This window comes from Streptomyces sp. NPDC025638 (genome assembly GCF_055558775.1).
The window spans coordinates 1-1,780 of sequence record NZ_JBVHLX010000069.1; the positions used below are offsets into that span (position 1 = coordinate 1).

At 68.6% G+C, this 1,780-nt stretch carries 1 protein-coding gene; it reads left to right on the forward strand.

Translation table 11 applies throughout. The features are described 5' to 3' along the window. Nucleotides 1-98 precede the first annotated feature (98 nt). Nucleotides 99-1,754 (forward strand): IS1182 family transposase, encoded by a 1,656-nt coding sequence (locus tag ACZ4EG_RS46595; RefSeq protein ID WP_467795059.1) that lies wholly within the window; start codon nt 99-101, stop codon nt 1,752-1,754. The last annotated feature ends 26 nt before the right edge of the window (nt 1,755-1,780 follow it).

Consider the following 1,780-nt stretch of genomic DNA (forward strand, 5'->3'; position numbering starts at 1 on the left):
GACTCTGCTGGTGATGTTGGTAAGTCGCTGACGGCTGGCGGTGTGCGGTGCTTGGCTGGGAGTGTGCGGGGGTGGCGTCGTCGGTGGAGGTGGTCGCGGTGTCGCTGCGGCCGGAGAGTCACCAGCGAATCCCGGCACGGACGGTGCAAACGGCGCGGGCGGCGTGTCCCAAGGGCACCCCGGCCATGCTCATCCGGGATCGGCTGGATGTTGTGTTCGAGGACGAGGAGTTTGCCGGTCTATACCCGGATGACGGCAGGCCGGGATTGTCGCCGGGGCAGCTCGCGCTGGTGTCGGTGCTGCAGTTCGCGGAGAACCTGTCCGACCGGGCGGCGGCGGACGCGGTCCGCACCCGGATCGACTGGAAGTACGCCCTGGGGCTTGAGCTGGAGGATCCGGGGTTCGATCACTCGGTCCTGTGCGAGTTCAGGGCCCGGCTGGCCGAACAGGACGGTGCCGCCGACCGGCTGCTGCAGGTGATGCTGGACCGGTTGAGGGAGGCCGGCCTACTCAAGGCCGGGGGGCGGCAACGCACCGACGCTACCCACGTGCTGGCCGCGGTGCGGACCCTCAGCCGCCTGGAACTGGTCGGAGAGACGCTGCGCGCAGCCCTGGAGGAGCTGGCCGAGGCCGCCCCCGCCTGGCTGGCGCCGCTGATCGAGCCGGAGTGGGCCAAGCGGTATGGACGCCGAGTGGAGATTGGCAAGCTGCCGGGCGGGAAGACGGCCGTGACCGCACGGGCCGAGGAATTCGGCCAAGACGGCCAGAAGATCCTCACCGCAGCCTGGGCCGCCGGCGCCCCACCCCACCTGCGGCTGCTGCCACAGGTGGAGATCCTCCGCCAGGTCTGGATCCACCACTACTACTGGGATGCGGACGGATTACTGCGCTGGCGGGACGGCCATGCGCTGCCGCCCGCCTCGCTGCGGTTCGACTCCCCCTACGACACCGACGCACACTACTGCGTCAAACGGGACACCGCTTGGAGCGGCTACCGGACGCATTTCACGGAAACCTGCGACGAAGACAGGCCCGAGCTGGTGGTCCATGTCGCCACCACCATCTCCACCGTCCAGGACATCGAGATGACCGACACCATCCACGACGAGCTCGCCGAGCGGCAGTTGCTGCCCGCCGAGCATGTCGTCGATTCCGGCTACATCTCCCCGGCCCGCATCGAGCGGGCGCAGCGGGTGCACGGCATCACTCTGCTCGGCCCGGTCGTCGCCGACCACAGCAGCCAGGCCAAGGCCGGTTCGGGTTTCGACAAGGCGGCCTTCACCATCGACTGGGACAACGAGCAGGCGATCTGCCCGCGCGGGGCCATGAGTGTGTCCTGGACCGAGCTGAGGATGAAGGGGAACACCTATCTGCAGGCCCGGTTCGCTGAGGCGGACTGCCGGTCCTGCCCGGACCGGACACGATGCACATCCTCCGCGACCCGGCCCCGCTCAGTAGCAGTGCTGCCCCGGCCGTTGCATGAGATCCAGACGCGAAACCGGCTCGACCAGCAGACCGAGCAATGGCAGCGCAGTTACGCGATCCGCGCCGGCATCGAGGCCACCCTCTCGCAGAACGTCCGGGCCCACGGGCTGCGACGTTCCCGCTACCGCGGTCTGGCCCGAACCCATGTCCAGCACATCCTCACCGCCATGGCCTGCAACGTCGCCCGTGTCGCCGACTGGATCGACACCGCACCCCGAACACAACGCCGGGCCACACACTTCCGCACTCTGTGTTCAGCCACCGCATGACCCACCCAACATCACCAGCAGAGTCA